At 69.2% G+C, this 21,746-nt stretch carries 35 protein-coding genes; 1 reads left to right on the plus strand and 34 read right to left on the minus strand.

Annotated features, from left to right (window positions below):
* The first annotated feature begins 704 nt into the window (after positions 1–704).
* Positions 705–1,625, plus strand: a complete 921-nt coding sequence (locus BLW47_RS11490) for a hypothetical protein (RefSeq protein WP_091555380.1) — start codon at positions 705–707, stop codon at positions 1,623–1,625.
* A 110-nt stretch (positions 1,626–1,735) separates the two neighbouring features.
* Here BLW47_RS11490 and truA read toward each other — a convergent pair whose 3' ends face one another.
* The 34 genes from truA to tuf form a co-directional block, all read right to left on the minus strand.
* A complete protein-coding gene (gene truA, locus BLW47_RS11495; RefSeq protein WP_091555382.1) occupies positions 1,736–2,566 on the minus strand; it encodes a tRNA pseudouridine(38-40) synthase TruA in 831 nt (276 codons plus the stop codon).
* 73 nt (positions 2,567–2,639) lie between these two features.
* Positions 2,640–3,206: a 50S ribosomal protein L17 gene (rplQ, locus tag BLW47_RS11500; RefSeq protein ID WP_091555383.1), complete on the minus strand. Its 567-nt coding sequence runs from the start codon at positions 3,204–3,206 to the stop codon at positions 2,640–2,642.
* Between the two features lie 54 nt (positions 3,207–3,260).
* Entirely contained in the window at positions 3,261–4,283 is a 1,023-nt protein-coding gene (locus BLW47_RS11505) for a DNA-directed RNA polymerase subunit alpha (RefSeq protein WP_091555385.1), read from the minus strand.
* 151 nt (positions 4,284–4,434) lie between these two features.
* On the minus strand, positions 4,435–5,061 hold the full coding sequence (rpsD, locus tag BLW47_RS11510; RefSeq protein WP_091555387.1) for a 30S ribosomal protein S4: 627 nt from the start codon (positions 5,059–5,061) through the stop codon (positions 4,435–4,437).
* 17 nt (positions 5,062–5,078) lie between these two features.
* On the minus strand, positions 5,079–5,486 hold the full coding sequence (rpsK, locus tag BLW47_RS11515; protein WP_014440747.1) for a 30S ribosomal protein S11: 408 nt from the start codon (positions 5,484–5,486) through the stop codon (positions 5,079–5,081).
* A gap of 17 nt (positions 5,487–5,503) precedes the next feature.
* Positions 5,504–5,884 carry a 30S ribosomal protein S13 gene (gene rpsM / locus BLW47_RS11520; protein WP_091555389.1) on the minus strand — a complete coding sequence of 127 codons (381 nt, stop codon included), beginning with the start codon at positions 5,882–5,884 and terminating at the stop codon, positions 5,504–5,506.
* A gap of 196 nt (positions 5,885–6,080) precedes the next feature.
* Positions 6,081–6,194, minus strand: coding sequence for a 50S ribosomal protein L36 (gene rpmJ / locus BLW47_RS11525; RefSeq protein WP_091555391.1), 114 nt, complete (start codon positions 6,192–6,194; stop codon positions 6,081–6,083).
* A gap of 93 nt (positions 6,195–6,287) precedes the next feature.
* The gene (gene infA / locus BLW47_RS11530) at positions 6,288–6,509 is read right to left on the minus strand and encodes a translation initiation factor IF-1 (RefSeq protein ID WP_007073013.1); all 222 of its coding nucleotides are present in this window, start codon (positions 6,507–6,509) and stop codon (positions 6,288–6,290) included.
* Between the two features lie 219 nt (positions 6,510–6,728).
* On the minus strand, positions 6,729–7,268 hold the full coding sequence (locus tag BLW47_RS11535; protein WP_245736584.1) for a DUF1707 SHOCT-like domain-containing protein: 540 nt from the start codon (positions 7,266–7,268) through the stop codon (positions 6,729–6,731).
* Between the two features lie 48 nt (positions 7,269–7,316).
* Positions 7,317–8,165, minus strand: coding sequence for a type I methionyl aminopeptidase (map, locus tag BLW47_RS11540; protein ID WP_091555393.1), 849 nt, complete (start codon positions 8,163–8,165; stop codon positions 7,317–7,319).
* Positions 8,166–8,261: 96 nt separating this feature from the next.
* Entirely contained in the window at positions 8,262–8,915 is a 654-nt protein-coding gene (locus tag BLW47_RS11545) for an adenylate kinase (protein WP_091555395.1), read from the minus strand.
* Positions 8,916–10,241, minus strand: a complete 1,326-nt coding sequence (secY, locus tag BLW47_RS11550) for a preprotein translocase subunit SecY (protein WP_091555397.1) — start codon at positions 10,239–10,241, stop codon at positions 8,916–8,918. It lies immediately after the preceding gene.
* Between the two features lie 233 nt (positions 10,242–10,474).
* Complete coding sequence (rplO, locus tag BLW47_RS11555; protein ID WP_091555399.1) at positions 10,475–10,918, minus strand: 50S ribosomal protein L15; 444 nt, start codon at positions 10,916–10,918, stop codon at positions 10,475–10,477.
* Positions 10,918–11,100 (minus strand): 50S ribosomal protein L30, encoded by a 183-nt coding sequence (gene rpmD / locus BLW47_RS11560; RefSeq protein WP_091555401.1) that lies wholly within the window; start codon positions 11,098–11,100, stop codon positions 10,918–10,920. Before rpmD ends, rplO begins: the two co-directional genes overlap by 1 nt.
* Positions 11,101–11,102: 2 nt before the next feature.
* Positions 11,103–11,717 carry a 30S ribosomal protein S5 gene (rpsE, locus tag BLW47_RS11565; protein ID WP_091555403.1) on the minus strand — a complete coding sequence of 205 codons (615 nt, stop codon included), beginning with the start codon at positions 11,715–11,717 and terminating at the stop codon, positions 11,103–11,105.
* Positions 11,718–11,747: 30 nt separating this feature from the next.
* Positions 11,748–12,137 (minus strand): 50S ribosomal protein L18, encoded by a 390-nt coding sequence (rplR, locus tag BLW47_RS11570; protein WP_091555405.1) that lies wholly within the window; start codon positions 12,135–12,137, stop codon positions 11,748–11,750.
* Positions 12,134–12,676 (minus strand): 50S ribosomal protein L6, encoded by a 543-nt coding sequence (gene rplF, locus BLW47_RS11575; RefSeq protein WP_091555408.1) that lies wholly within the window; start codon positions 12,674–12,676, stop codon positions 12,134–12,136. Before rplF ends, rplR begins: the two co-directional genes overlap by 4 nt.
* A 16-nt stretch (positions 12,677–12,692) precedes the next feature.
* Entirely contained in the window at positions 12,693–13,100 is a 408-nt protein-coding gene (gene rpsH / locus BLW47_RS11580; protein ID WP_091555410.1) for a 30S ribosomal protein S8, read from the minus strand.
* A gap of 62 nt (positions 13,101–13,162) precedes the next feature.
* On the minus strand, positions 13,163–13,348 hold the full coding sequence (locus tag BLW47_RS11585; RefSeq protein WP_007073023.1) for a type Z 30S ribosomal protein S14: 186 nt from the start codon (positions 13,346–13,348) through the stop codon (positions 13,163–13,165).
* A gap of 1 nt (position 13,349) precedes the next feature.
* A complete protein-coding gene (rplE, locus tag BLW47_RS11590) occupies positions 13,350–13,919 on the minus strand; it encodes a 50S ribosomal protein L5 (protein WP_091555412.1) in 570 nt (189 codons plus the stop codon).
* Positions 13,919–14,233: a 50S ribosomal protein L24 gene (rplX, locus tag BLW47_RS11595; protein WP_091555414.1), complete on the minus strand. Its 315-nt coding sequence runs from the start codon at positions 14,231–14,233 to the stop codon at positions 13,919–13,921. The genes rplE and rplX overlap by 1 nt, the downstream gene beginning before the upstream one ends.
* Before the next feature lie 3 nt (positions 14,234–14,236).
* The gene (gene rplN, locus BLW47_RS11600) at positions 14,237–14,605 is read right to left on the minus strand and encodes a 50S ribosomal protein L14 (RefSeq protein WP_091555416.1); all 369 of its coding nucleotides are present in this window, start codon (positions 14,603–14,605) and stop codon (positions 14,237–14,239) included.
* Between the two features lie 55 nt (positions 14,606–14,660).
* Positions 14,661–14,933: a 30S ribosomal protein S17 gene (gene rpsQ, locus BLW47_RS11605; protein ID WP_091555418.1), complete on the minus strand. Its 273-nt coding sequence runs from the start codon at positions 14,931–14,933 to the stop codon at positions 14,661–14,663.
* Positions 14,930–15,166, minus strand: a complete 237-nt coding sequence (gene rpmC, locus BLW47_RS11610; protein WP_091555421.1) for a 50S ribosomal protein L29 — start codon at positions 15,164–15,166, stop codon at positions 14,930–14,932. The genes rpsQ and rpmC overlap by 4 nt, the downstream gene beginning before the upstream one ends.
* Positions 15,166–15,591 (minus strand): 50S ribosomal protein L16, encoded by a 426-nt coding sequence (gene rplP, locus BLW47_RS11615; RefSeq protein ID WP_088976120.1) that lies wholly within the window; start codon positions 15,589–15,591, stop codon positions 15,166–15,168. Before rplP ends, rpmC begins: the two co-directional genes overlap by 1 nt.
* Positions 15,592–15,596: 5 nt before the next feature.
* On the minus strand, positions 15,597–16,445 hold the full coding sequence (gene rpsC / locus BLW47_RS11620) for a 30S ribosomal protein S3 (protein ID WP_091555423.1): 849 nt from the start codon (positions 16,443–16,445) through the stop codon (positions 15,597–15,599).
* Positions 16,445–16,912, minus strand: a complete 468-nt coding sequence (gene rplV, locus BLW47_RS11625) for a 50S ribosomal protein L22 (protein ID WP_091555425.1) — start codon at positions 16,910–16,912, stop codon at positions 16,445–16,447. The genes rpsC and rplV overlap by 1 nt, the downstream gene beginning before the upstream one ends.
* A gap of 36 nt (positions 16,913–16,948) precedes the next feature.
* On the minus strand, positions 16,949–17,230 hold the full coding sequence (gene rpsS, locus BLW47_RS11630) for a 30S ribosomal protein S19 (protein ID WP_020520478.1): 282 nt from the start codon (positions 17,228–17,230) through the stop codon (positions 16,949–16,951).
* A 12-nt stretch (positions 17,231–17,242) separates the two neighbouring features.
* Positions 17,243–18,082, minus strand: a complete 840-nt coding sequence (gene rplB / locus BLW47_RS11635) for a 50S ribosomal protein L2 (protein ID WP_091555427.1) — start codon at positions 18,080–18,082, stop codon at positions 17,243–17,245.
* A 12-nt stretch (positions 18,083–18,094) separates the two neighbouring features.
* Positions 18,095–18,397 carry a 50S ribosomal protein L23 gene (gene rplW, locus BLW47_RS11640; RefSeq protein ID WP_091555429.1) on the minus strand — a complete coding sequence of 101 codons (303 nt, stop codon included), beginning with the start codon at positions 18,395–18,397 and terminating at the stop codon, positions 18,095–18,097.
* Complete coding sequence (rplD, locus tag BLW47_RS11645) at positions 18,394–19,056, minus strand: 50S ribosomal protein L4 (protein WP_091555431.1); 663 nt, start codon at positions 19,054–19,056, stop codon at positions 18,394–18,396. Before rplD ends, rplW begins: the two co-directional genes overlap by 4 nt.
* Positions 19,053–19,706: a 50S ribosomal protein L3 gene (gene rplC, locus BLW47_RS11650; protein ID WP_091555433.1), complete on the minus strand. Its 654-nt coding sequence runs from the start codon at positions 19,704–19,706 to the stop codon at positions 19,053–19,055. The genes rplD and rplC overlap by 4 nt, the downstream gene beginning before the upstream one ends.
* Before the next feature lie 11 nt (positions 19,707–19,717).
* Positions 19,718–20,026: a 30S ribosomal protein S10 gene (gene rpsJ / locus BLW47_RS11655; protein ID WP_007073037.1), complete on the minus strand. Its 309-nt coding sequence runs from the start codon at positions 20,024–20,026 to the stop codon at positions 19,718–19,720.
* A 370-nt stretch (positions 20,027–20,396) separates the two neighbouring features.
* Complete coding sequence (tuf, locus tag BLW47_RS11660) at positions 20,397–21,590, minus strand: elongation factor Tu (protein WP_091555435.1); 1,194 nt, start codon at positions 21,588–21,590, stop codon at positions 20,397–20,399.
* Positions 21,591–21,746 lie beyond the last annotated feature (156 nt).

A 21,746-nucleotide genomic window follows, 5' to 3' on the forward strand; every position in this document is an offset into this window, starting at 1 on the left:
ACGTCCCGTCCGCGGCGCCGACCTCCGGCGGCGGACGACGCCGCGCGCCGGACGACGACGCCTCCCCGACGTCGCTCCGACGCCCCGGCACGCCCCTCCCCCGCACCGGCCACACGACCGGGCGACACGCCGCCGACGCCGATCAGCTGCGGCCCGCGCCCGGTCCCCGACCGCCGGAGCCGGACCGGATCGAGAGCTATCCGCCCCCGGCGGGCGCGATCGGGGGCGTTCTCCGCCGCCGATCCGCGGCCGAGGAGCACTACTCCCCACCCCCGAGTAGCCGCCCCGCCCCGCAGCGCAACGACCCCTACGACCCGCCGGCAGCGGGTCGTAACCGTGCCGCGGCCCCGTTCCCCGATGGCGACGTCCGGCCGCCGCGCGCGACGCCGCCGCCGCCGCGGTCGCCGCAGCTTCCCCCGCCGGCACATCCGGCGCCGGTACGGCCGGCGCCCGCGACGGGCTCCGTCCCGCCGCATGGGACGACGCTGGGTGGACGGAACCCCGCGCCGCTCGCGCAACCGACGACTGCCCGGCGCCCGGCGCCCCCGCCCGGCACCCGCGGCCCGCAGCCCGCCACCCGTAGCCCGCGGCCCGCCACCCACCCGGCTAGCCCGCAGCCCGCCCCCCGTAGCCCGCAGCCCGCCACCCACCCGGCGGAGCTGTCTCGGGGCCCACAGGCGGGGGCGCGACCATTGTCACCGGGCTTGCCGACGCTGCCCGAGCCGCCGGTCCCGGCCCCGCCGTCACCGCCCGCCGGCCGCTCGCCGGACATCGCGTTCCCGCAGCACGGCGCGGGCCCGGAATCCACACCCGCGCCGGCCGTCGCGGCGGCCCGGCCGCCGGTCACCCCGCCCGCCGGCACCGGGGTGCCCGCCCCGGTGCCGCTCGACGAGCACAAGCGGCGCTGGCAGTTGTTGATCGGCAGCCTCGGCGCGCTGATGCTGCTCGCGGTCTGCGGGTTGAGCTCCTTCCTGATCGTCGCCGACGAGCGGAAGGGGCGGGAGGCGCGGGCGGCGGGCGCGAAGGCGGCCCCCACCGCGGTCCCGCGCGACATCAGCTCCCGCGCCGCGGACACCGCGCCGTTGAGCGCCCAGGAGGTCTTCCCCACCAGGGAGATCGTCATCAAGGCGAACGAGGCCCCGTACCGGGTGCTCAAGACGCAGGCCACCCGGAACTGCAAGGCGGCCACCAGCGGCGAGATCAGCGACCTCCTCGCCGAGCTGGGCTGCAGCCAGGTCGTACGCGGCACGCTGCGCTCCCCGAACGGCGGGTACCTCGTCACGACCGGCGTGTTCAACCTCGAGGACGTAGCCGGCGCCGAGTGGGCGCACGAGAAGATCAAGCCGCTGGTCGACGCCGAGAAGGGCCGCTTCCAGGGCATGGTGGCCGGCGCGGGGACCGACGCGGTGGCGCTCTCCTCCGCCCAGGTCGGCTGGCACGTGCGCGGGCACTACCTCGTCTACTGCGTGGTCGCCCGCGCGGACGGCAAGCCGGTCGCCGACGCCGACCCGTTCGCCCGGCAGATCCTCTTCGACATGATCGAGGTGCACCTGCGCGGCAACGTGCTGGGGAAGCGGGCCACGGCGCCCGCCCCGGCCGCGGCGACGGCGGCGGCAGCGCGCTGACCGGCCGTGCGGGCGCAGCGCGCTGACCGGCCGTGCGGGCGCAGCGCGCTGACCGGCCGTGCGGGCGCGGCCCGCTGACGGGCGCGCCGGCGTTCGGCGACCCGGGGCCCTCAGGCCGTCGCCGGCAGCCGGAGCCGACGGGTGGCCTCGGCGCGCCGGGCGTACTCGGCGGGATCCGTGGGATAGCCGACCGCGACCAGCGTCAGCCCGTGCGCGGGCGCGACCGTCACCTCGCTGGAGCGCTCCCGGAGGTTGAGCAGTCCGCCCGGCCATTCCGCCGGACGGCGCCCGTCCCCGACCACCAGCATCGCGCCCACCAGGCTGCGCACCATCGCCTGACAGAACGCGTCGGCCTGCACCGTCGCCACCAGGATCCCGTCCGGGTCGCGCCGCCAGTCGAGCCGCGTGATCTCCCGGATCGTCGTGGCGTGTTCCTTGCGCTTGCAGTACGCCGCGTAGTCGTGCTCTCCCACCAACCCGGTAGCGGCGGCGTTCAACGCGTCGAGGTCGAGCCCGCGCGGCCAGCCGAGGGTGTCGTGCCGGCGCAGCGGATCCGCCCCGTACGGCGCGTCGGTGACGCGGTACTCGTACCGGCGGAACGTCGCGGAGAAGCGCGCGTCGAACTCACCGGGGACCTCGGTCGCCGCCCGGACCCGCACGTCGGGCGGGAGCAGCCCGGCGAGCCGCCGCACCAGTGAGGCGGACAGCTCCGACCAGGCGGCGGTCGCGAAGTCGACGTGGCAGACCTGCCCGGTCGCGTGCACCCCGGCGTCGGTCCGCCCCGCCACCGTCAGGCCCGACACCCTGTCCTCGCCGAAGACCCGGACCAGCGCCTCGGTGAGGACCCCCGCCACGGTACGGCGGTTGGGCTGCGCGGCCCAGCCGGAGAAGTCCGTGCCGTCGTACGCGATGTCCAGCCGTACCCGCGTTCGCTCGTCCACCTCGTACCTCCCGTTGACGGCGTCGGGCCCGGCACCCCAGAAGGGATGCCGGGCCCGACGGTGGTGCCGCTACTCAGGCCTTGTTCTCGTTGGCCTCGTCGCTGTCCTGACGCGCCTCGGCGGTTTCGCCGGACGCCGACACCGGCGCCTCCGCGTCCTGGTCAGCGGCGCCGCTGCCCACCGGGGTCTCCTCCGGAGCCAGCGCCTCGACCTTGTCCTGCTGCGCCGCCTTCTTCGCGGCCGCCTTCTTCGCGGTCTTCTCCGGCGCCGGAGCCGCGACCGCGAGCTCCTCGACCAGCTCGATGATCGCCATCGGCGCGGCGTCACCCTTGCGCGGACCGGTCTTCACGATCCGGGTGTAGCCACCGTTGCGGTTGGCGTACCGCGGCGCGATCTGGTCGAACAGGGCGTAGACCACGTCCTTGTCCTTGACGACGCCGAGCACCCGGCGACGCGCGTGCAGGTCACCGCGCTTGGCCTTGGTGATGAGCTGCTCGGCGAGGGGGCGCAGCCGGCGCGCCTTCGTCTCGGTCGTGGTGATCCTGCCGTGCTGGAACAGCGCGGTGGCCAGGTTGGCCAGCATCAGCCGCTCGTGCGCCGGGCTGCCGCCGAGGCGGGGACCCTTCGTGGGCGTGGGCATTGTTGGTGCTCCTCAAATGTGGCGGGTAGCCAGGTGCTTTCGGCTAGCCGGATATCAAAGCTGTTCGGTCTCGCGGTAGTCCTCGGCGTCGTAGTCCACCTCGCCGAAGGAGTCCACCACGTGTGCCGGGTCGAAGTTGGGGGCCGAGTCCTTCAGCCCCAGGCCCATCCCGGCGAGCTTCATCTTGACCTCGTCGATCGACTTCTGACCGAAATTCCTTATATCGAGGAGGTCGGCCTCGGTGCGCCCGATCAGCTCACCAACAGTGTTGATGCCCTCGCGCTTGAGGCAGTTGTAGGACCGCACCGTCAGGTCCAGCTCCTCGATCGGCAGCGCCAGATCGGCGGCGAGCTGGGCGTCCTGCGGCGACGGGCCGATGTCGATGCCCTCGGCGGTCTCGTCCAGCTCCCGGGCCAGGCCGAACAGCTCGACGAGGGTGGAGCCGGCCGAGGCCAGCGCCGTACGGGGGCCGATCGACGGCTTGGTCTCGACGTCGATGATCAGCCGGTCGAAGTCGGTGCGCTGCTCCACACGGGTCGCCTCGACCCGGTAGGTCACCTTGAGCACCGGCGAGTAGATCGAGTCGACCGGGATACGGCCGATCTCGGCGCCCGCCTGCTTGTTCTGCGAGGCGCTCACGTAGCCCCGGCCCCGCTCGACGGTCAGCTCCATGTCGAGCCGGCCCTTGCCGTTCAGCGTGGCGAGCTTCAGGTCCGGGTTGTGCACGGAGACACCCGCCGGAGGCTGAATGTCGCCGGCCGTCACGTCGCCCGGGCCCTGCTTGCGCAGGTACATGCTGACCGGCTCGTCGTGCTCGGAGCTGACGCACAGGTCCTTGACATTCATGACCAGCTCGACCACGTCCTCCTTGACACCGGGGATCGTGGTGAACTCGTGCAGCACGCCGTCAATCTTGATGCTGGTGACGGCGGCGCCCGGGATGGAGCTGAGCAGGGTACGCCGGAGCGAGTTGCCGAGCGTGTAGCCGAAGCCCGGCTCGAGCGGCTCGATGGTGAACCGGGACCGGGTTTCGCTGATCGACTCCTCAGAGAGGGTCGGCCGCTGGGTGATGAGCACTTACTTCTCCTTGTGTCGGGGCGCCCGCCATATGACGCCCGAGCAAAAGCTGAGAGGCCGCGGTCACCGGCGGGGCCGGCGGAGCATCACGCTCCGCCGGCCCGCGCCGGCGAACCGACGCCCGGATCGGCCGCGCGGGCCGATCCCCCTACTACTTGGAGTAGAGCTCGACGATGAGCTGCTCCTGGACCTGCGTGTCGATGACCTGCCGGGCCGGGAGCGAGTGCACCAGGATCTTCATCTGGCTGGGGATGGCCTCCAGCCACGCCGGGACGGTCTTCGAGCCGGCCTCGGCCTGCGCCACGATGAACGGCGTCAGTTCCTTGGACTTCTCGCGGACCTCGACGATGTCGTGCTCCTTCACGCGGTACGAAGGAATGTCCACCTTCTTGCCGTTGACCGTGAAGTGGCCGTGCTTGACGAGCTGGCGGGCCATGTCCCGGGACTTGGCGTAGCCGGCCCGGTAGACCACGTTGTCGAGCCGCGACTCGAGGATCTGCAGGAGGACCTCACCGGTCTTCGCCTGCTTCGACACGGCTTCCTCGTAGTAGCCGCGGAACTGCTTCTCCAGCACGCCGTAGACGCGGCGGGCCTTCTGCTTCTCGCGGAGCTGGAGCAGGTACTCCGTCTCCTTGGTCCGGCCGCGGCCGTGCTGCCCGGGCGGGAACGGCCGGGACTCGAACGGGCACTTCGGACCATCGCACTTGCTGCCCTTGAGGAACAGCTTCATCTTCTCCCGCCGGCAACGGCGGCAGTCAGCACCGGTGTAACGAGCCATTGTGTTCTATCTACCTCTCAGACCCGGCGACGCTTCGGCGGACGGCACCCGTTGTGCGGCTGCGGCGTGACGTCGGAAATCTGCCCGACCTCGAGGCCCGCGGCCTGCAGCGAACGGATGGCGGTCTCCCGGCCCGAGCCCGGTCCCTTGACGAAAACGTCGACCTTGCGCATGCCGTGCTCCATCGCCCGACGCGCGGCGGCCTCGGCGGCCAGCTGCGCGGCGAACGGAGTCGACTTGCGGGAGCCCTTGAAGCCCACCTGGCCGGACGAGGCCCAGGAGATGACCGCACCGGTCGGGTCGGTGATCGACACGATGGTGTTGTTGAAGGTGCTCTTGATGTGCGCCTGCCCGTGGGCGACGTTCTTGCGTTCCTTGCGCCGGACCTTCTTGACGGCGGCCCCGGCGCGAGCCTTCGGTGGCATAAGTCTCTGCGCTCCTATTACTTCCGGCCGGGCTTCTTCTTGCCGGCGACGGTCCGCTTCGGGCCCTTACGGGTACGCGCGTTGGTGCGCGTCCGCTGACCGCGCACGGGCAGACCGCGGCGGTGCCGGATCCCCTCGTAGCAGCCGATCTCGACCTTGCGGCGGATGTCCGCGGCGACCTCGCGGCGCAGGTCGCCCTCTACCTTGTAGCTGCCCTCGATGTGGTCGCGGAGCTGCACGAGCTCCTCGTCCGTGAGGTCCTTGGCGCGCTTGTTCGGGTCGATGCCGGTGGCGGCGAGCGTCTCGAGCGCCCGGGTCCGACCGACCCCGAAGATGTAGGTGAGCGCGATCTCCATCCGCTTCTCGCGGGGGAGGTCCACGCCGACTAGACGTGCCATGTGCGGGCGTACTCCTCGTGGTGTTGTCACGGAGGTGTGGACCCGCCCCACCCCGTCTGCCCTGGCCTGTCGCTGAACAGACCGGACGGGCCCCGGCCTCCGACCGGGGGTAGGCCACGAGTGAGCGCAACGCGATGCGCTTCGCCGCTCGTGGCTGGGACGAGCATGTGCTGTTGTGCGGATCTGCCGCCGGGACTCAGCCCTGGCGCTGCTTGTGGCGCGGGTCGGAGCAGATGACCATGACCCGGCCGTGCCGCCGGATGACCCGGCAGTTGTTGCAGATCCTCTTGACGCTCGGCTTGACCTTCACGGTTTGCCTTACTTCCCATCTGGGCCCGGCGACGCGAGAACGCGGTGTCGGACCGTGAAGACGAACACGGGACGCCCGGCCGTCGTCAGGCGGTTACTTGTAGCGATAGACGATGCGCCCGCGGGTGAGGTCGTACGGCGAGAGCTCCACCACGACCCTGTCCTCGGGCAGGATGCGGATGTAGTGCTGCCGCATCTTGCCGCTGATGTGAGCCAGCACCTTGTGACCGTTCGCGAGCTCCACCCGGAACATGGCGTTCGGGAGTGGCTCGATGACCCGGCCTTCGATCTCGATGGCCCCGTCCTTTTTCGGCATGTCCTCCGCTGTCCTGACGTCGGTTTCTCGGGATCGGCTCACAACGTCTTTCACGGACGGGGACCGTCCGCGCCAGCCGCGGCTCCGACCGCCACCGAAGCGCAGGGTGGGCATGCCGGAGTGGACGCTGTGCGCCGATCAGCCAGTGTACGCGCGCGCAGGCAGGGACGCCAAACCGCGATCCGACGCGGCGCGGCAGAACGGACGAAAGGGAATGTATCAGTCGCCGTCGTCGGAACCGGGCCGGTCCGCGCGGCACCGTTCCCGCTTCGCCTGCTTCCGGCCCCGCTTCGCCGCCGCCTTCTGCGGCTCCCCCGACGCCAGGCCGGCGATCGTCACGAACACCATGGCGACGCCCCACGGCCCGGCGACCCAGCCCGGCCAGAAATAGAGCAGCTCCTGCGACATCACGCAGATCGCGCCCCAGATGCCCGTCGTGAGCCCGACCACCCCGACGTAGGCGCCCCAGACCTCGCCGAGCCAGCGCCGTGTCGCCTGCGGATAGCGGCCGTCCGGCCCCGGAATCAGGTGCGGCTCGAACCCGGCCGGCGACAGCGGTGCGCGCTGCGCCGGGATGGCGCCGGGCAGGTCGGCCAGCAGCCCCTCCAGGTCGCCGTACGTCCTGGCCGCGTAGGCCCGCTGCAGCCGGTCGTCGAACTCGTGCAGGTCGAGCCGACCCTCGCTCAGCGCCGTACGCAACCGCTCGGCGACCGCCTCGCGATCGGCGTCCGCCGCCCGCATCTCGTCGCGCCCCGTCATGCTCCACAGCATGCCAGCACGGCACCACCGCAGACGATCAAGAGGGGCTCAGATCGCGGAACCCGCCGGCTGCCGGGCGGTCACGAGATCGCCGAGACGCCCCCGGCCGCCGTCCGCGGCGGTCAGCACCCACACCCCGTCGTCCAGCAGCGCGATCGAGTGCTCGACGTGCGCCGCGATCGACCCGTCGCGGGTCACCACCGTCCAGCCGTCGGCGAGCTCCTCGCTCTTCGGCGAGCCCAGCGTGATCATCGGTTCGATGGCGAGCGCCATGCCCGGCACCAACCGCGGGCCCTTGCCCGGCCGCCCGTAGTTCAGCACGTGCGGGTCCTGGTGCATCTCGGTGCCGATCCCGTGCCCGCCGTATCCCTCGACGATGCCGTACCGGCCGGCCTTGCGGACCGCGGTCTCGACCGCGTGCGAGATGTCGGTCAGCCGGCCGCGCCCGCTCGCCGCGCCCCGCGCCGCCGCCTCGATCCCGGCCCACATCGCGTCGTCGGCGACCGCGGCCATCTTCAGCAGCTCCGGACGGACCTCGCCGACCCCGACTGTGATGGCGGAGTCGCCGTGCCAGCCGTCGAGCACCGCGCCGCAGTCGATCGAGATCAGGTCGCCGTCCCGGAGGACCTGTCGCGGCGACGGGATCGCGTGCACGATCTGCTCGTTGACGGAGGAGCAGATCGTCGCCGGGTAGCCGTGGTAGCCCTTGAACGACGGCACGCCCCCCGCGTCCCGGATCACCGATTCGGCGATCGCGTCGAGGTCCGCGGTCGTGACACCCGGGGCGATCGCCTCCCGCATCCGCGACAGCGCCGCCGCCACGACGAGCCCGGCGGCCCGCATCTTCTCGATCTGCTCGGGGGTCTTCAGCTGGATGTCGAGCTGCTGCCGGCGCATGCCGTTTTGCCTTTCACTTGCGGGGCGCGCGCCGACCGTTCACGCGTTCGCCCTGTCGACCCCTGACGCGAGGCGCGTTCGCGCCCGCAGCCGAGCCTATCCGCCGTACGACCGCAGTGCGTCGATAGCCCGGACGGTCACGTCCTCCACCGGCCCGGTGGCGTCGATCCCGACGAGCTTGCCCTGCGCGCCGTAGTAGTCGACCAGCGGCGCGGTCTTCTCCGCGTACTCCACCAGTCGCTTGGCGATCGTCTCGGCCTTGTCGTCGTCGCGCTGGAACAGCTCTGCGCCGCACCGGTCACAGATCCCCTCACGCGCCGGCGCGTCGAACTCGACGTGCCAGATCTTCCCGCAGCCGCGGCAGGTGCGGCGGCCGGAGAGGCGCCGGATCACCTCGTCGTCGTCGACGACCAGTTCCAGCACGAGGTCGAGCGCGGTGCCGAGGTCGGCCAGCAGCTTGTCCAGCGCGGCCGCCTGCGGCGTCGTACGCGGGAAGCCGTCGAGCAGGAACCCGTCAGCCGCGTCCGGCTCGGCGAGCCGGTCCCGGACCATGTTGATCGTGACCTCGTCCGGCACGAGCTTGCCGGCGTCCATGAACCGCTTCGCCTCGACCCCCAGGGGCGTGCCCTGGGAGACGTTGGCGCGGAAGATGTCCCCGGTCGAGATCTTCGGCACGGCCAGGTGGGCGGCGATGAACTCCGCCTGTGTCCCCTTCCCCGCTCCTGGGGGGCCTACCAGTACGAGCCTCATCTACCGGAGGAACCCTTCGTAGTTCCGCTGCATCAGTTGGCTCTCGATCTGCTTCACCGTCTCGAGGCCGACGCCGACCATGATCAGCACCGCGGTGCCACCGAACGGGAAGTTCTGGTACTGCTGGTTGTCGAGCCAGATGAAGAAGAAGTTCGGCAGGATCGAGACGATACCGAGGTACAGCGCGCCGGGGAGGGTGATCCGGCTGAGAATGAAGTCGAGATACTCGGCGGTCGGCTTACCCGGCCGGATACCGGGCACGAAACCGCCGTACTTCTTCATGTTGTCCGCGACCTCGGTCGGGTTGAACGTGATCGAGACGTAGAAGTACGTGAAGAAGATGATCAGCAGGAAGTACACCGCGATGTACGTCGGGCTGCTCGGCGTCGCGAGGTTGTTCTGCACCCATGCCTGCACGTCGCCCGGGTTGTTCTGGTCGAAGAACTGGAGGGCGAGCTGCGGCAGGTAGAGCAGCGACGAGGCGAAGATGACCGGGATGACACCCGCCTGGTTGACCTTCAGCGGGATGTACGTCGACGTGCCGCCGTACATCTTGCGGCCGATCATGCGCTTGGCGTACTGCACGGGGATCCGGCGCTGCGCCTGCTCGATGAAGACCACCGCGGTGATGACCACCAGCACCAGGGCGAGCACCAGGAAGAACATCCCCCAGCCCTTGCTGGTCTTGATGGACCAGCCCTCGCTGGGCAGCCGCGCCGCGATCGAGGTGAAGATCAGCACCGACATGCCGTTGCCGACGCCCCGGTCGGTGATGAGCTCGCCGAGCCACATCACCATGCCCGTACCCGCGGTCATCGTGATCACGAGCGTGACCAGCGTGAGCCAGGTGGGCAGGTCGGTCTGCGGAATGATCGGGAACTGGTCACACATGTTGTTGAACAGCTGCCCGGAGCGGGCCAGCGCCACGAAGGCGGAGGCCTGCAGGATCCCCAGACCCAGGGTCAGGTACCGCGTGTACTGCGTGATCTTCGCCTGACCGGCCTGGCCCTCCTTGCGGAGCTGCTCCAGCCGTGGGATCACCACGGTGAGCAGCTGCAGGATGATCGAGGCGGTGATGTAGGGCATGATGCCCAGCGCGAAGACCGAAAGCTGCAACAGCGCGCCGCCGGAGAAGAGGTTCAGCAGCGTGAAGACGCCGCTCTGCTCGCCCTGCATGACGTCGATGCACTTCTGCACGTTGCCGTAGGAGACGCCCGGGCTGGGCAGCGTAGCGCCGAGCCGGTAGATGGCGACGATGCCTACGGTGAACAGCAGCTTCTTGCGCAGGTCAGGCGTGCGAAACGCACTGAGAAAGGCGGAGAGCAACTTCTTCCTCCTGCGCGAGGCGGCCGCCGCGATTCACGGCGGGTCGGGGTGGGTGTCGGGGGAACGCCCGATGTCCATGCTGGGATCGGACTCTAACAGTCCGGCGGGTGTCTGGGCAGGTGCGCCCTGGCACATTAACCGTGCCCGATATTAATGGGCGGAAAGGTCCCTTTGTAGACCGTGGCGCCCGCCAGTTGCAGTGAACTGAGCGAGCGCCACGGTCGGAGTGCTACTTAGAGCTCGGTGACGGAGCCGCCGGCAGCGGTGATCTTCTCCTTGGCCGACGCGCTGAACGCGTGCGCCGACACCTGGAGCGTCACCCCACCGAGGTCGCCGGTGCCGAGCACCTTGACCGGCTGGCCCTTGCGGACCGCGCCGGCCTCGGCCAGCTCCAGCGGGCCGATCTGGCCGCCGTTGGGGAAGAGCTCGGCGAGCCGGTCCAGGTTCACGACCTGGAACACGACCTTGAACTTGTTCTTGAAGCCCTTCATCTTCGGCAGGCGCATGTGGAGGGGCATCTGCCCACCCTCGAACGCCGCCGAGATGTTCTTCCGGGCCTTGGAACCCTTGGTGCCCCGACCGGCGGTCTTGCCCTTGGAGCCCTCACCGCGACCCACACGGGTCTTCGCGGTCTTGGCGCCCGGAGCCGGACGGAGGTGGTGGACCTTGATCGTCATTACTCGACCTCCTCGACCTTCACGAGGTGGTTCACGGCGAAGATCATGCCCCGAATCTCGGGACGGTCCTCCTTGACCACCACGTCATTGATCCGCTTGAGCCCGAGCGACCGCAGCGACTCGCGCTGGTTGTGCTTGGCCCCGATCTCGGACCGGACCTGGGTGACCTTGAGACGCGCCATCGTCATGCCCCCGTACCCGCGCGGGTCGCCAACATGGCGGCCGGCGCGACATCCTCGACCGGCAGGCCACGGCGAGCCGCGACCGCCTCCGGCGACTCGAGGCCCTTCAGCGCGGCCACGGTGGCGTGCACGATGTTGATCGGGTTCGAGGAGCCGAGGCTCTTCGAGAGCACATCGTGGATACCGGCGCACTCCAGCACGGCACGCACCGGACCACCCGCGATGACACCCGTACCGGCGCTGGCCGGCTTGAGCAGGACGACGCCGGCGGCGTCCTCGCCCTGCACCGGGTGCGGAATCGACGAGGCGATCCGGGGCACCTTGAAGAAGTGCTTCTTGGCCTCCTCGACACCCTTGGCGATCGCCGCGGGCACCTCCTTGGCCTTGCCGTAGCCCACGCCGACGGTGCCGTCGCCGTCGCCCACGATCACCAGGGCGGTGAAGCTGAAGCGACGACCACCCTTCACGACCTTGGCGACACGGTTGATAGCGACGACCCGCTCGAGGTGCGGGGTCTTCTCGACGGGCGCGTTACCGCGGCCGCCCTCACGGCGGTTGTCGCGGCGACCACCTTCGCTGCCACCGGACCCGCCGCCACGGCGCTGTTGACCTGGCATCAGCAGCCTTCCTTCCTTTTCGTGACGGGGTTAGAACTCGAGCCCGGCTTCGCGCGCGGCGTCGGCCAGCGCGGCGATCCGCCCCGCGTACCGGTTGCCACCGCGGTCGAAGACGACCTTGGAAACGCCAGCGGCCTTCGCCCGCTCGGCGAGGAGCGCGCCGACCTGGCGTGCCAGGGCGCTCTTGTCGCCCTCGCCGTTGCGGATCGAAGCGTCCAGCGTCGACGCCGACGCCAGGGTGTGACCCTTGGTGTCGTCGACGACCTGCGCCGTGATGTGCCGCAGCGAGCGGGTGACGACCAGGCGGGGACGCTCCGGCGTCCCGTTGACGTTCTTGCGAACGCGGAAGTGCCGACGCGCCCGCCCGATGGCGCGCTTGGCGGCGACGCCGCGACGGCGCTTGAGCAGCGTGGCGGTCACTTCTTACCTGCCTTTCCAGCCTTACGGCGGATGACCTCGCCCTGGTAACGAACACCCTTGCCCTTGTAGGGCTCCGGCGGGCGGATCTTCCGGATGTTGGCGGCCACCTCGCCGACCTGCTGCTTGTCGATACCCGACACGTGGAACAGGGTCGGCTTCTCGACCGTGAAGGTGATGCCGGCCGGGGCCTGCACGAGAACCGGGTGCGAGAACCCGAGCGCGAACTCCAGGTCGCTGCCCTTGGCGGTGACCCGGTAACCCGTGCCGGCGATCTCCAGGCTCTTGCGGTAGCCCTCGGTCACGCCGACGATCATGTTGGCGAGAAGGGTACGGGACAGCCCGTGCAGCTCCTTCGCCTTGCGCTCGTCGTTCGGGCGCGACACCTGCAGCTCGCCGGTCTCGGCGCGCTCCACCTTGATCGGCTCGGAGAGGACGTGCTGCAGCTCGCCCTTCGGGCCCTTCACCTTGACGGTCTGGCCGTCGATCGTGACATCGACACCGGCCGGAACCGGGATCGACTTACGTCCAATACGCGACATTTCTACCAGTCTCCCGTTACCAGACGAAGGCGAGGACTTCCCCGCCAACGCTCCGCTTGCGGGCCTGCCGGTCGGTGAGCAGCCCCTGGGACGTCGAAATGATCGCCACGCCCAGCCCACCGAGCACGCGCGGGAGCTCGTCCGACTTGGCGTAAACCCGGAGACCGGGCTTGGACACGCGCTTGATGCCGGCCAGGCTCCGCTCGCGGTTCTGGCCGTACTTCAGCTCGACGACCAGTCGCTTGCCGACGGCGCCCTCAGCGGGCTCCTCGACCGACCAGGTGGCGATGTAACCCTCGGCCTTGAGGACCTCGGCGATGTTCGCCTTGATCTTCGAGTAGGGCATCGTCACCTGGTCGTGGTACGCCTGGTTGGCGTTACGCAGACGCGTGAGCATGTCTGCGATCGGGTCGGTCATCGTCATGGGTTTGTCAGCCTTTCTCGCCGGGGTTCCCAGGTCGCCCGGGGCCTACGGCGAAGAGAGTGTTACCAGGAAGCCTTGGACACGCCGGGCAGCTCACCGCGGTGGGCCATCTCCCGGATGCACACGCGGCAGAGGCCGAACTTGCGGTAGACCGCCTTCGGACGCCCGCAGCGCTGGCAACGGGTGTACGCGCGCACCGAGAACTTCGGCTTCGCGGCCGCCTTCAGGATCAGCGCCTTCTTGGCCATCTCAGTTCTCCTTGAACGGGAAGCCCAGGAGCTTCAGCAGCGCCCGGCCCTCGTCGTCGGTCTTGGCGGTCGTGACCACCGTGATGTCCATGCCCCGCGTGCGATCGATCCGGTCCTGGTCGATCTCGTGGAACACCGACTGCTCGGTCAGGCCGAACGTGTAGTTGCCGTGACCGTCGAGCTTGCGCCCGTCCAGACCGCGGAAGTCACGGATACGCGGCAGCGCGATCGACAGCAGCCGGTCCAGGAACTCCCACATCCGGTCGCCACGAAGGGTGACCTTCGCGCCGATCGGCATGCCCTCGCGGAGCTTGAACTGCGCGATGGACTTGGTCGCCCGCCGCACCTGCGGCTTCTGACCGGTGATGGTGGCCAGGTCCCGGACCGCGCCGTCGATCAGCTTCGCGTCGCGAGCGGCCTCGCCGACACCCATGTTGACGACGATCTTGACCAGGCCCGGCACCTGCATCGCGTTGGCGTACTGGTACTGCTCGCGCAGCTTCGCCACGATCTCGTTGCGGTACCGCTGCTTGAGGCGCGGCTGAATCTTGGTTTCGGTAGCCGTGGTCATCAGAGGTCCTTACCGGTGCTACGCGCGATGCGAACCTTGCGGCCGTTCTCGTCGAACCGGTACCCGACCCGCGTCGGGTTGCCCTCGGAGTCCACGACCATCACGTTCGAGATGTGGATCGGAGCTTCCTGGGTGACGATGCCACCGGTCTTCGCGCCGCGCTGGGTGGTGCGGATGCGTTCGTGCTTCTTGACCCGGTTCACGCCCTCGACCAGGACCTTGTCCTGCCGCGGGTAGGCCGCGATGACCTTGCCCTTGGCACCCTTGTCCTTGCCGGCGATGACGACGACCGTGTCGCCCTTCTTCACCTTCACGGGCTACAGCACCTCCGGGGCCAGCGAGATGATCTTCATGAACCGCTTGTCCCGCAGCTCACGCCCAACCGGGCCGAAGATGCGGGTACCCCGCGGGTCCCCGCCCTCCTTGATGATGACGGCGGCGTTCTCGTCGAAGCGGATGTACGACCCGTCCGGGCGCCGCTTCTCCTTCGCGGTACGGACGACGACGGCCTTGACCACGTCGCCCTTCTTCACACCGGCACCCGGGATGGCGTCCTTCACGGTCGCCACGATCACGTCGCCGATGCCTGCGTAGCGCCGACCGGAGCCGCCGAGCACGCGGATGCACAGGATTTCCCGGGCACCCGTGTTGTCGGCGACGCGCAGTCGCGACTCCTGCTGGATCACGTCTATCTCCTATGTCTGCCAGTTCTCCACCGCGGTGGAGCTTGGCGGAACGCGGCTACTTAGCCCTTTCGAGGATCTCCACGACCCGCCACCGCTTGGTGGCGGAGAGCGGACGGGTCTCCATCAGCAGCACCCGGTCGCCGATGCCGCACGCGTTCTGCTCGTCGTGCGCCTTCAGCTTGCTGGTACGGCGCATGACCTTGCCGTACAGCGGGTGCTTGACCCGGTCCTCGACCTCGACGACGACCGTCTTCTCCATCTTGTCGCTGACCACGAGGCCCTCGCGCGTCTTGCGCCGGGCCCGCGGAGCGGCGTTCGTCTCACTCATGATGCAGCCACCTCAGTCGGCGCGGCCGAGAGCCCCAGCTCGCGCTCACGCATGATCGTGTAGATCCGGGCGATCTCCCGACGGATGACCTGCAGCCGGCGGTTGTTGTCCAGCTGCCCGGTCGCGGCCTGCACGCGGAGGTTGAACAGCTCCGCCTTGGCCTCCCGCAGCTTCGTGACCAGCTCCTCCTCGGAGAGCTCACGCAGCTCGGCGGCCTTAACGCCCGCTGCCATCAGGATTCACCCACTTCGCGCGTCACGATGCGGCACTTCATCGGGAGCTTGTGGATCGCGCGGCGCATCGCTTCCCGCGCAATCTGCTCGTTGGGGAAGGACATCTCGAAGAGAACCCGCCCCGGCTTGACATTGGCAACCCACCACTCCGGCGAGCCCTTACCGGAACCCATCCGGGTCTCGGCCGGCTTCTTGGTCAGCGCCTGGTCCGGGAAGACCGTGATCCAGACCTTGCCACCACGCTTGATGTGGCGGGTCATCGCGATACGCGCCGACTCGATCTGGCGGTTCGTGACGTAGGCCGGCTCAAGCGCCTGGATACCGAACTCGCCGAACACCACCCGGTTGCCACCCTTGGACGCGCCACTGCGGTCCGGGTGGTGCGGCTTGCGGAAGCCCTTCGGGGGCTTACGCGGCATCAGCATGGTGCTCAGCCCTCCTGCTGCTCGGCCGGCGCGGCCGAAGCCGGCGCGGCGCTGCTGTTACTTGCGTCGGCCGTGGCCGCCACCTCGGCGGCAGCCGCACGACCGGCCTCGGTGCCACCCGCGGTGGTGCCGGCGGAACCGGACCGACCGCGACGCGGCCGCTCGGGACGGTCGCCACGGTCACGGCGCGGACGCGCCGGGCCCGCCTCGGCCGGAGCTTCCCGACCGGGCACGGCGTCGCCCTTGTAGATCCAGACCTTCACGCCGATGCGGCCGAAGGTGGTACGGGCCTCGAAGAAGCCGTACTCGATGTTGGCCCGCAGCGTGTGCAGCGGAACGCGACCCTCACGGTAGAACTCCGTGCGGCTCATCTCCGCGCCGCCGAGACGGCCGGAGACCTGCACCCGGATGCCCTTGACGATCGAGTTCTTCATCGCCGACTGCATCGACTTGCGCATCGCCCGACGGAAGCTGACCCGGCTGGACAGCTGCTCGGCGACGCCCTGCGCGACGAGCTGGGCGTCCGACTCGGGGTTCTTCACCTCGAGAATGTTGAGCTGCACCTGCTTGCCGGTGAGCTTCTCCAGCTCGCCGCGGATCCGGTCCGCCTCGGCGCCCTTGCGGCCGATGACGATGCCCGGACGGGCGGTGTGGATGTCGACCCGGACCCGGTCACGGGTGCGCTCGATATCGACCTTGGAAATGCCGGCGCGCTCCAGGCCCTTGGACATCATCCGGCGGATCTTGACGTCCTCGCCGATGTAGTCCTTGTAGAGCTTGTCCGCGAACCAGCGCGACTTCCAGTCGGTCGAGATGCCGAGCCGGAACCCGTGCGGGTGAACCTTCTGACCCATTACTCGGCACCCTCCGTGCTGCTCTGCTGTACGGCGGCCTCGGCCGGCGCGGCCTTCTTCGCCGGCGCGGCCTTCTTGCTGGCCTTCTTCGCCGGCGCGCTCGGCGCAACCGCCTCAACCGCGATCGTGATGTGGCAGGTGCGCTTGCGGATCCGGTAGGCACGGCCCTGCGCCCGCGGCTGGAACCGCTTCAGCGTCGGGCCCTCGTCGACGTACGCCTCGCTGACGAGCAGCGCATCGGGGTCCAGCCGCTCGTTGTTCTCCGCGTTGGCGATCGCGCTGGCGAGCACCTTGTAAACCTGCTCGCTCGCGGCCTGCGGCGCGAACTGGAGCACCGTGAGCGCCTCCTTCGCGGGCAGACCGCGGACGAGGTTGACCACCCGGCGCGCCTTGGTCGGCGAGATGCGCACGTGTCGCGCAACCGCCCGCGCGCCCGGAAGCACCGGAGCGTCGCCCTTAACTGGCATCGCTGTAACCCCTTGATCCTCTATCCGTGGCTCGCCTTAGCGGCGGCGGCTCTTCCGGTCGTCCTTCTCGTGACCCTTGAACGTGCGGGTCAGCGCGAACTCGCCGAGCTTGTGCCCGACCATCGCCTCGGTGACGAACACCGGGACGTGCTTGCGACCGTCGTGCACGGCGATCGTGTGCCCGAGCATCTCCGGGATGATCGTCGAGCGCCGCGACCAGGTCTTGATGACGTTCTTCGAGCCCTTCTCGTTCTGGACTTCCACCTTCTTGAGCAGGTGGTCGTCGATGAACGGGCCCTTCTTCAGGCTGCGAGGCATCTCTTATCTCCCTCAGCCGCGCTTACGCGTCGCGTAGCGGCGGCGGACGATCAGCCGGTCGCTCGGCTGGCCCTTCCGGCGGGTACGACCCTCCGGCTTACCCCACGGGTTGACCGGGTGCCGGCCACCAGAGGTCTTACCCTCACCACCACCGTGCGGGTGGTCGACCGGGTTCATGGCCACACCACGGACGGTCGGGCGCTTGCCCTTCCACCGCATCCGGCCGGCCTTACCCCAGTTGATGTTCGACTGGTCGGCGTTGCCGATCTCGCCGACGGTCGCCCGGCACCGCACGTCGACGCGCCGGATCTCGCCCGAGGGCATCCGCAGCGTGGCGTACGCGCCCTCGCGACCCAGCAGCTGAATGCCGACGCCCGCCGAGCGGGCCAGCTTCGCGCCACCGCCCGGACGCAGCTCCACATTGTGGATCGTGGTACCGACCGGGATGTTGCGCAGCGGCAGGTTGTTGCCGGGCTTGATGTCGGCGCCCGGGCCGGACTCGACCGTGTCGCCCTGCTTCAGGTCCTTCGGCGCGACGATGTAGCGCTTCTCGCCGTCGACGTAGTGCAGCAGCGCGATCCGCGCGGTGCGGTTCGGGTCGTACTCGATGTGCGCGACCTTCGCCGGCACGCCGTCCTTGTCGACCCGCTTGAAGTCGATCAGACGGTACTGGCGCTTGTGCCCACCGCCGTGGTGCCGCGTCGTGATCCGGCCGTGCGCGTTGCGCCCGCCCTTCTTCGGCAGCGGGACCAGCAGCGACTTCTCCGGCGTCGACCGGGTGATCTCGGCGAAGTCGGCGACACTGGAGCCACGGCGGCCCGGCGTCGTCGGCTTGTACTTACGGATAGCCATTGTCTATACCCCTCAGCTGACCGGGCCGCCGAAGGCCTCGATCCGGTCTCCGTCAGCCAGCTTCACCATCGCGCGCTTGGTGGCCTTGCGCTGCCCGAACCCGGTGCGGGTCCGCTTGCGCTTGCCCTCGCGGTTGAGGGTGTTAACCGTCAGGACGCGGACGTTGAAGATCTGCTGGATAGCGATCTTGATCTCGGTCTTGTTGGCGTCCGGGTGCACCAGGAACGTGTACCAGTTCCGGTTCAGCTCCCCGTAGCTCTTCTCCGAGACGACCGGCGCCACGATGATGTCGCGCGGGTCAGCAATCGTGGTCACTTGGCTTCCTCACTTCCGGCTGCACCGGCCGTCTCCGCCGGAACCCGGAGGAACTCGTTCAGGGCCTCGGTGGTGAAGACCACGGCGTCGGCGACCAGCACGTCGTACGTGTTCAGCTGGCCGGCCTCGATCAGGTGCACGCTCGCCTCGTTACGCAGCGCGAGCCAGTTGATCTCGTCCTCGCTGCTCAGCACGACCAGCACCCGGGTGGCCTGGGTGACCTTGCGCAGCGTCGCCAGCGCGGCCTTGGTCGACGGCTTGTCGCCGGCGACGAAGCCCTCGACGACGTGCAGACGACCGCCACGGGCCCGGTCCGAGAGGGCGCCGCGCAGGGCGGCGGCCTTCATCTTCTTCGGGGTCCGCTGGCTGTAGTCACGCGGCACCGGGCCGTGCACCACGCCACCGCCGGCGAACTGCGGCGCCCGGATCGAGCCCTGACGGGCCCGGCCGGTGCCCTTCTGCTTGTACGGCTTCTTGCCGCCACCGGCGACCTCGCCGCGGGTCTTGGTCTTGTGCGTGCCCTGCCGCGCGGCGGCGAGCTGCGCAACCACGACCTGGTGCATCAGCGCGATGTTCGCCTGCGTGTCGAAGACCTCGCCGGGCAGCTCGACCGAGCCGCTCTTCGCGCCCTCGACGTTCAGCACGTCAACGGTCGTCACTTCGTCGCACCGCCCTTCTTAGCAGCGGAGCGAACCAGCACCAGCGCGCCCTTGGGGCCGGGGATGGCGCCCTTGACGAGCAGGAGGTTGTTCTCCGCGTCGACCGCCTGCACGGTCACGTTCTGCACGGTGAACCGCACGCCACCCATGCGACCGGCCATCCGCACGCCCTTGAAGACGCGACCGGGGGTCGCGCAGCCGCCGATGGAGCCGGGCGAGCGGTGCTTGCGCTCGACACCGTGGCTCGCGCGCAGACCGTGGAAGCCGTGCCGCTTCATGACGCCGGCGAAGCCCTTGCCCTTGGTCTTGCCGGTCACGTCGATCGGCGCGCCCTCGGCGAACGCCTCGACGGTGACCTCCTGGCCGAGCTCGTACTCGCTCGCGTCCGAGGTCCGGATCTCGACGATGTGCCGCCGCGGGGCCGCGCCGGACTTCGCGAAGTGGCCGGACTTCGGCTTGTTGACCTTGCGCGGGTCGATGGCGCCGAAAGCCAGCTGGACCGCGGAGTAGCCGTCCTTGTCGGGGGTGCGTACCTGCGTAACGACGCACGGGCCGGCCTGCACCACGGTCACGGGCACAACGCGGTTGTTGTCCCAGACCTGGGTCATGCCGAGCTTGGCGCCCAGGATGCCCTTCACTTGCCTGTCCATTAGTCCGGTCCCTACAGCTTGATCTCGATGTCGACGCCAGCCGGCAGGTCGAGGCGCATGAGCGAGTCGACCGTCTTGGGGGTCGGGTCGATGATGTCGATCAGACGCTTGTGCGTGCGCATCTCGAAGTGCTCGCGCGAGTCCTTGTACTTGTGCGGCGAACGGATCACGCAGAAACGGTTGATCTCCGTGGGCAGCGGCACCGGGCCTGCAACCTGCGCCCCGGTGCGCGTCACCGTCTCGACGATCTTCCGCGCCGAGGAGTCGACGACCTCGTGGTCGTAGGCCTTGAGCCGGATGCGGATCTTCTGTCCCGCCATGATGGCTTCTGTTCCTTCTCTCGATGCCGCTTCATACGGGGGCTCCGCCCCCGAAGGCGTAATGCCTCGCTTTCGCTCGGCCCTGCCTTCGCAGTCCTTCCACCTGGCCCCGCCGTGCCGGCTGAGCCCCGGTGGCCGACCCCCGCGGTCGGGCGTGTCGCGCTCCCTGACCAGGCTCCGCCCCAGGAATCCGAGGCGATCCGGCCCGTGCACAACAGCTGACCCGTCGGGGGTCGGGCGCCGGCCGTGTTACCACTGGCCGGACGCCGAGCGAGGGTGGCTGACTGAAGCACAGTCAGCCACCCTGCGCGGACGCAACCTGACTAGTATGCCGCACTACCGTGCAGCAACGCCAATCGGGTTACCCTGATCACTTAATGATCTTGGTGACGAACCCCGCGCCAACCGTACGGCCACCCTCGCGGATCGCGAACTTGAGGTTCTCCTCCATCGCGATGGGCTGGATGAGCTTGACGGTCATCGTGGTGTTGTCGCCCGGCATGACCATCTCGGTGCCCTCAGGCAGCGTGACGACGCCGGTGACGTCCGTGGTCCGGAAGTAGAACTGCGGACGGTAGTTCTGGAAGAACGGGGTGTGCCGGCCACCCTCCTCCTTGGAGAGGATGTAGACGGTCGCCTCGAACTCCGTGTGCGGCGTGGTCGTGCCGGGCTTGACGACAACCATGCCCCGCTCGACGTCCTCACGCTTGATGCCGCGGAGCAGCAGACCGACGTTCTCACCCGCGCGGGCCTCGTCGAGCAGCTTCCGGAACATCTCGATGCCGGTGCAGGTGGTCTTGATCGACTTCTCGCGGATACCGACGATCTCGACCTCCTCGTTCGGCTTGAGGACGCCACGCTCGGCGCGACCGGTGACGACGGTGCCACGACCGGTGATCGTGAAGACGTCCTCGATCGGCATCAGGAACGGCTTGTCGGTCTCGCGCTCCGGCTGCGGGATCGCGGTGTCGACCGCGTTCATCAGCTCCATGAGCCGGCCGGTCCACTCCGGGTCGCCCTCGAGCGCCTTGAGCGCCGAGACGCGCACGACCGGCAGGTCGTCGCCCGGGTACTCCTGCGACGAGAGCAGCTCGCGGACCTCGAGCTCGACGAGCTCCAGCAGCTCCTCGTCATCGACCATGTCGCTCTTGTTGAGCGCCACGACGATGTAGGGAACGCCGACCTGGCGGGCCAGCAGCACGTGCTCGCGGGTCTGCGGCATCGGGCCGTCGGTCGCCGCGACCACCAGGATGGCGCCGTCCATCTGCGCCGCACCGGTGATCATGTTCTTGATGTAGTCGGCGTGACCGGGGCAGTCGACGTGCGCGTAGTGCCGCGCCTCGGTCTGGTACTCGACGTGCGCGATCGAGATCGTGATGCCGCGGGCCTTCTCCTCCGGCGCCTTGTCGATCTCGTCGAACGGCGTGTACGGGTTCAGGTCCGGGAACTGGTCGTGCAGGACCTTGGTGATGGCCGCCGTCAGCGTCGTCTTACCGTGGTCGATGTGACCAATGGTGCCGATGTTGACGTGCGGCTTAGTCCGCTCGAACTTCGCCTTCGCCACTGGTGTCCTCCTGTGGACTTCTTGGTTCGTACGCCCGGCGCGCCGTTCGGCGCTCAGGACTCTGTCGACAGCCTTCCGGCCCGCGTGTTGCGGCCGGAAACACTTGGGTCCTACGGCGGTCAAGCCTTCAGGCCCGGTCGGCGCAGCTCGCCCGAA

Source organism: Micromonospora pattaloongensis (assembly GCF_900107255.1).
GTDB classification, from domain to species: Bacteria; Actinomycetota; Actinomycetes; order Mycobacteriales; family Micromonosporaceae; genus Micromonospora_I; species Micromonospora_I pattaloongensis.